This window comes from Lamprobacter sp., from assembly GCF_034860625.1.
GTDB lineage: Bacteria > Pseudomonadota > Gammaproteobacteria > Chromatiales > Chromatiaceae > Lamprobacter.
On sequence record NZ_JAYESN010000196.1, the window covers coordinates 1 to 5,827 of the forward strand.

The following is a 5,827-nucleotide window of genomic DNA, read 5'->3' on the forward strand; positions in this document are numbered from 1 at the left end:
TGGGTCGACTCCGTCTGGAGCCCAGGCGAGCGCATTCAGACCTACGCGCTGTTGCAACGCCTGTGCGTCAGCATCCATGCGCGCATCGCTTACAAGGTGCGCGAGGAGCCCGGTGTTCAGGATGCCGCGAAGACGCTCGCGCTGGGAACCGGCTCTTGTCGTGACTCTGCCGCCCTGTTCATCCAGGCCGCTCGTTGTCTGGGGCTCGCCGCACGCTTTGTGAGCGGGTACCTCCAAGCCGAGCCGTCGGCGTTCAATTACGGTGCGACACATGCCTGGGCCGAGGTCTATCTGCCCGGTGCGGGCTGGAAGGGGTTCGATCCGTCCATCGGGCAGATGGCCGGTGCGCAGCACATACCCGTCGCCGTGGCGCGGCTGCCAGAGTCCGTCCCGCCGATTGCCGGCAGCTACGTCGGCGCGCCGGGGGCTGACCTCAGCGTCGGTGTTTGGGTATCGGCGCTGTAGCGAACGATTTGACAGGCGATCTTGGAAGAGGCGGGTCCCGAAGACGGCGGGATCATCAGAACGGGATCATCAGAAGATGCTGGGTCAGGAGTTAGGGAGGCTGCCTGGAAGCTCCACCCGTTTACTTGGCCGCTAGAGTGTCGGCAGCCGTATGAGCACCAGACCCCCGCCCCGCGGGGCGGGGCAGGCAAGTCGTTGCGCTTACTGCCGCGGTTGAGGCGGTCCGACCTGGGCTCCGGGCGCCTGCTGCGGCGCGCCATAGGGCGCTCCGTACCCACCACCCCCGTAAGGCGCGCCGTAGCCGCCATAAGGTCCGCCCATGCCGACGCCTGGACCGCCATAGCCACCATAGGGTCCGCCCATGCCGCCGCCGGGACCGCCGTAGCCGCCCGAACCGCCATATCCGTAACCAGTGGGTGCGCCATAGCCGCGTCCGTCGCCATAGCCGCGGCCATAACCGCGCCCGGAGCCGGAGCCGGAGCCGCTCATGCCCATATTGAAGTCGCCTGAGCCGTCGCCGAACATGTCATTCATCCCGTCCATCATGCCATTGTTGCCGCCGTAGCCGCCGGGGCCGCCCCACCAGGCGCTGGCCGAGAAGGAGGCGCCGGCGAGACCGACGATGGCGACAATGCCGATTTTCTTGAAGAGCTTAGTCATAAGCAATCTGCCTTTTGAGTTGGTGTGCGCAAGCGCGCACGGTGGTCACCACCCCAGGGGAGGGCGCGGTGTGGTCAGGGCCTGAAACCGGAGGGCGACCAGGTGGACCCGGTGGACGAGGTGGCACGGCGTAACGCGCTGTGAATCTCAACAAGAGGTCATCGCAACCCACGGATCTGACCAGCGTTAGCTGCCTTTCACGTTTTCCAGCAGCCCCTTGGGCTCCTGCTTGCCCTTCTTTGCGCTGCGCTTCTCCTTCAGCGTGAGGCTTGGTTTTTTCTTCGATTCTTTGTTGCTTTGGCGTTCTTTGGTCATTGCGGAGGCTCTGGGCGGTGTGAGGTCGGATGGCTGGGGTGGCGGTTTCTGGTCTTCTGCTCCAAGACCCAGTGCTGGATGCCTGGAAGATCGATGTTGTAGTGGGCAAGCTCCTGATCGATGTCTTCTAGGCGACGGCGATCACTGGCACTCTGGCTGCGCCGATAGGCCAGACCGACTCTGCGGCGTTGGTGGATCAACGCCTTTAGGTGAGAATCCATGGTTCGTCCTCCATCATAGCGTCTGCCTCAGTGTCTGCCTTAGTGTCACTGACGCTACGTCAAAAGGCCTGCCCCTGTCTGTGCGCTTGCGAACCTAGTGCAGCGAAAGGCGCAGTCATGCCAATATCCTAATCCAAGGCATTGGCAGGGCCCATGAACAGGCCATGGGACTGGTCGCAAAATACCAGGACGCAGGTCTGGCCAATCGGGTCTTTGACTGATATCGAGCTGCCGGCTGCAGGCCCTGCACAAGGTCAGCGCTTGGACAACCGCAACCGCTTGGTGCTTGGCCAAGAGGCGAGCGAGGAGACATCCAACGAGATCACGGATCGCGGCGATTCCCAAGCTCCTGGAATTGTTTGAACTCAAGGGCTGCATGGTGACCATCGATGTCATAATGGGCTATCAGATCAAGATTGCTGAGCAGATCATCGACCATGCACCCTGCTGAGGAGCCCAATCCGTGACCAACGCAGTCGTCTTGCTCAGCGGAGGCCTTGATTCGACCACGGTCCTGGCCATTGCCAAAGCCGAGGGTTACGCCCTCTATGCCCTCTCGTTTCGCTACGGCCAACGCCATCAGGTCGAGCTCGAAGCCGCCACGCGCGTGGCGCAGGCAATGGGGGTTGTCGAGCACGTCATTGTCGACATCGATCTGCGCCGTTTCGGCGGCTCGGCCCTCACCGCCGAGATTGCGGTGCCCAAGCAGCGCGCTCTTGAGCAGATGGGCGAGGGCATCCCGATCACCTACGTTCCGGCCCGCAATACCATCTTTCTCTCCTTCGCGCTGGCCTGGGCCGAAGTGCTGGCGTCCAGCGACCTCTTCATCGGCGTCAACGCCCTCGACTACTCCGGCTACCCGGACTGCCGCCCCGAGTACATCGCCGCCTACGAGCAGATGGCCAATCTGGCCACCGCGGCCGGCGTCGAAGGACGGCAACGGCTCAAGATCCATACCCCATTGATCCAACTCAGCAAGGCCGAGATCATTGCCAAGGGGACCGCGCTCGGGGTCGACTACGCGCTGACCAGCAGTTGCTATGATCCCGGCCCTGATGGCCGTCCCTGCGGTCAATGCGACTCCTGCCTACTGCGCGAGAAGGGCTTCCGCGAGGCCGGTCTCGACGACCCCCTGTGCATTCAATACGGACTCAAGACCGCATCAGTGAAGAACAGATGAGCGAGCGACTCTTTCACGTCGCCGCAGCGCCCTTCGAGGCCGCTCGGCGCGTCGCCATCCTGCCCGATGGGCATCCCTGCCGACGCTTGCACGGGCACAGCTTCCTCGCTCGCGTCCGCGCCGAGCTACCCGCCGACTGGGCGCCGTTTCCGGGCGGCGAAACAGACGCGCTCACCTCTGCGCTGAGCCGCTGCGTCGCCGCCCTCGACTATCGGGATCTCAATGAGCAACTGCCAGTGCCGACCGATGAGAACCTCGCGCGCTGGGTGCGCGCCGGTCTCGACGTCCCCGGCATCGAATCCGTGGGGATTCAGAGCACCCGCCATCAGGGCGCCGACTTGGACGACCAGGAGCAGGCGCATGTTTGGCGTCGGTTCCGTTTCGAGGCGGCCCATCAACTGCCGAATGTTCCGGAAGGGCACCCATGCGGCCGGATGCACGGTCATGGCTTCGAGGTCATCCTGCACGCCAACCAGGCCTTGGCGGACCAAGATATGGGCGTCGACTTCGATCGGCTCGCGGCCCTCTGGGCGCCCCTGCATGAGGTACTGCACTACCGCTGTCTGAACGATATTCCGGGTCTTGAGATCCCCACCAGCGAGATGCTGGCGGCCTGGCTCTGGCACCGGATCAAGCCGGAGCTACCGGCGCTGTCTTGGGTGACCGTCTACGAGACCCTGACCGCCGGTTGCCACTACAACGGGTCCCAATATCGTATCTGGAAAGAGCAGCGGTTCGAGAGTGCACTAAGGTTGTTGACGGCCCCCGCAGACGACCCGCGTCTTCAGTTGCATGGCCATAGCTATCGGGTGCGGCTGCACCTGAGCGCGCCGCTCGATGAGGTGCTCGGCTGGACGGTCGACTATGGCGACGTCAAGGAAGCCTTTAAGCCGATCTATCAGCAGCTTGACCATCATCTGCTCAACGACCTGCCTCAGCTCAGCGCTGCTGATCCGGCCAGCCTGGCGCTGTGGCTGCGCGAGCAGGTCGCGGTGCTGCTGCCACCACTGGATCGCATTGATCTGCAGCAGACACCCGGCTGTGGCGCGGTGCTCTGCTGGGGTGATGAGGAACCAGCCTTGCCGATATGACCTATCGCGTCAAGGAGGTCTTCTACAGGCTGTTCTCGGGCGTCATCCTCGGGCCTGTCGGCCTGCTCATCAGACTGATTCGCTCGCCCGGCAACCGTTCAAACAGCGCTAACGCAGCTCGGCGCCTCGACCAGACCCGCCGCGTTCGACTCGTCAAGCCACCTCTGATCTATCCACATACATTGTGCATAAGCCTGTTGATGAATGGCCGATAACACACACCATTCATTGATTGGACAGCGCCTTACAGGCTCCCACGTCAACATGTGCACTGGTTGATCAGCCGATAGCAAATCAACGACTTAGGCCAAACAAGCCCACTCGGCGCGAGAACCACCGGGCGGCCGCTTGTCAAGCACAGGTTATCCACCGTGCCTGTGGATAACCTTGTGCATAATGGGCTGACCTGGCCGCTGGGTCCTTGCCAATATTACGGTTTTGTGAGGAGATGTTAGATCGGTCAATCGCTGAACAGAGGCGAACTTTTTTTCGCGACTGCTCACAGGCGAGGAGCGACGACGTTGTTGCGCATGACCCCAGCCACAGCGATTCTGGCCCTTGGTCCCTTTCCTGCTGCGCTGCCTGCTGCTCATCGCCTTGTCCGGCTTTCTGCTCCATCCCGCTGGGCTTGAAGTGCGGCTTGCCTTTCTCGCCCTTGAGCCTCGCGATCTCATCGCGAAGTTGCTGGATGGTCTTGGCCTGCTGCTGGCTGCCCTGGGGCTGATGGGCTTTGCAGTCTTAGGAAGTGTCCATCATTTGCTTCCCGAAGCTGCCGCAACCGGTCGCTCCGAAATCGGGAAGTAATTTCTGGACAGTCTCTTAGCGTCGGTTCCGGCGCCCAGCCGGTGCGCCACCAACGCACCTTCGAGGTCCGCGTGGCCTTCCGTCACTACCGCCCGGTGATCACCCATCTGGATGTCTATCCCGGCACCCCTCGCCAACCGGAGCAGTCTTAGCCATGGCGTTGTATCCCTTCTCAGCAGCATGCTCTTCTGCACCGCGCACACCACAACGACTCCTGCTAGCAGCCACGCTGGTCTTCATTGGCTCGGCGGAGCCACTGCACGCCGAAAGTCCCTTTCTGCGCGGCAGTGCTGGGGTGACCAGGTCAACGGCCACGACAGCCAACGCTGGAGACGGTCGCGCCAGCGAAGGTGCCCATCAGGATGAACCCGCCGTGCTTGCCCTGGGACCACGCACCGTGACCGTGGCACCCGGCGCCAATGCCATCCTGGAACTGGCGATCGATCATCTCAACCGCATCGCGACATTCGGCGACTTCAGGCATCAGGAGGCGAGGGCATGACCCAAGATCCAGTGGACCGGACGGCGCTGGACGGCCTCGTCGAGACACTCGAGGTGATCGATCTGCAGCTCATCCGCAAGGCGCTCACCGAGGCCCAAGGCGAGCCAACCGAGGCGGCGCGTGCGCGGGCTTTTGTGGCCGCGCTCTCGGCACTGCTGCTGATGTCGGGCGATCGTGAACTCGGTAATGCGATCGGCGCCCTGGTTGGTCTGCGGCCGCTCGATGCCGACGCACTGGAGCGGTTGATCGCGGGCTGAGTCTCTGGGGGGCAGCGCTGCATGGATCGCTGAGCCAGGCCAAGGCTCCGCGTTGCATGAAGTGCATCAATCGAGCGAATCAGCTCATGCAGGGCTGCCTTGGCAGTGCGTTGCTCGCAGCGATGGCGTTCGTAGCAGAGTGCCGTTGATCACGGCCAGCGCATCCAGCGGACGATGAGCGTCGGTTCAATCATCCCTGATCGCTGGCCGAGCAGGGACCACGGAACTGTTCCGGCACGTTGGTTGGACAGGCGCCGCAGTCCTCATTGCCCGGCACCGCAAAGTCGATCTTGCGTGGATAGGGCAGGCCGAGCCCGTCCATCAGCGCAACG

At 62.9% G+C, this 5,827-nt stretch carries 9 protein-coding genes; 6 read left to right on the forward strand and 3 right to left on the reverse strand.

The annotated features are described in order from the left end of the window. Window positions 1–465 (forward strand): transglutaminase family protein (locus tag VBE63_RS23745; protein ID WP_323685493.1); only part of this gene is annotated, 465 nt, incomplete at its 5' end. Between the two features lie 201 nt (window positions 466–666). Here VBE63_RS23745 and VBE63_RS23750 read toward each other — a convergent pair. From VBE63_RS23750 to VBE63_RS23760, 3 genes are all read right to left on the reverse strand, one after another. Further along, window positions 667–1,125 carry a sulfur globule family protein gene (locus tag VBE63_RS23750; protein WP_323685494.1) on the reverse strand — a complete coding sequence of 153 codons (459 nt, stop codon included), beginning with the start codon at window positions 1,123–1,125 and terminating at the stop codon, window positions 667–669. 186 nt (window positions 1,126–1,311) lie between these two features. Then, window positions 1,312–1,440, reverse strand: a complete 129-nt coding sequence (locus VBE63_RS23755) for a hypothetical protein (RefSeq protein ID WP_323685495.1) — start codon at window positions 1,438–1,440, stop codon at window positions 1,312–1,314. Continuing rightward, entirely contained in the window at window positions 1,437–1,661 is a 225-nt protein-coding gene (locus VBE63_RS23760) for a hypothetical protein (protein ID WP_323685496.1), read from the reverse strand. The genes VBE63_RS23755 and VBE63_RS23760 overlap by 4 nt, the downstream gene beginning before the upstream one ends. Window positions 1,662–2,124: 463 nt before the next feature. Here VBE63_RS23760 and queC point away from each other — a divergent pair, with 463 nt between their 5' ends. The 5 genes from queC to VBE63_RS23790 all read left to right on the forward strand — a co-directional run bounded on the left by queC (window position 2,125) and on the right by VBE63_RS23790 (window position 5,495). Continuing rightward, window positions 2,125–2,841 carry a 7-cyano-7-deazaguanine synthase QueC gene (gene queC, locus VBE63_RS23770; RefSeq protein ID WP_323685497.1) on the forward strand — a complete coding sequence of 239 codons (717 nt, stop codon included), beginning with the start codon at window positions 2,125–2,127 and terminating at the stop codon, window positions 2,839–2,841. Further along, window positions 2,838–3,932, forward strand: a complete 1,095-nt coding sequence (locus VBE63_RS23775) for a 6-carboxytetrahydropterin synthase (protein ID WP_323685498.1) — start codon at window positions 2,838–2,840, stop codon at window positions 3,930–3,932. The genes queC and VBE63_RS23775 overlap by 4 nt, the downstream gene beginning before the upstream one ends. Before the next feature lie 597 nt (window positions 3,933–4,529). After that, on the forward strand, window positions 4,530–4,736 hold the full coding sequence (locus VBE63_RS23780; RefSeq protein ID WP_323685499.1) for a hypothetical protein: 207 nt from the start codon (window positions 4,530–4,532) through the stop codon (window positions 4,734–4,736). Between the two features lie 154 nt (window positions 4,737–4,890). Next, entirely contained in the window at window positions 4,891–5,238 is a 348-nt protein-coding gene (locus VBE63_RS23785) for a hypothetical protein (protein ID WP_323685500.1), read from the forward strand. Then, window positions 5,235–5,495, forward strand: a complete 261-nt coding sequence (locus VBE63_RS23790; RefSeq protein WP_323685501.1) for a hypothetical protein — start codon at window positions 5,235–5,237, stop codon at window positions 5,493–5,495. The genes VBE63_RS23785 and VBE63_RS23790 overlap by 4 nt, the downstream gene beginning before the upstream one ends. The last annotated feature ends 332 nt before the right edge of the window (window positions 5,496–5,827 follow it).

Excerpts from the sequence above, each read along its gene's own strand:
- VBE63_RS23785 (WP_323685500.1), top strand. The coding sequence starts at position 4,891 with ATGGCGTTGTATCCCTTCTCAGCAGCATGCTCTTCTGCACCGCGCACA.
- VBE63_RS23750 (WP_323685494.1), bottom strand. The coding sequence starts at position 1,125 with ATGACTAAGCTCTTCAAGAAAATCGGCATTGTCGCCATCGTCGGTCTC.
- VBE63_RS23790 (WP_323685501.1), top strand. The coding sequence starts at position 5,235 with ATGACCCAAGATCCAGTGGACCGGACGGCGCTGGACGGCCTCGTCGAG.
- VBE63_RS23775 (WP_323685498.1), top strand. The coding sequence starts at position 2,838 with ATGAGCGAGCGACTCTTTCACGTCGCCGCAGCGCCCTTCGAGGCCGCT.
- VBE63_RS23760 (WP_323685496.1), bottom strand. The coding sequence starts at position 1,661 with ATGGATTCTCACCTAAAGGCGTTGATCCACCAACGCCGCAGAGTCGGT.
- VBE63_RS23755 (WP_323685495.1), bottom strand. The coding sequence starts at position 1,440 with ATGACCAAAGAACGCCAAAGCAACAAAGAATCGAAGAAAAAACCAAGC.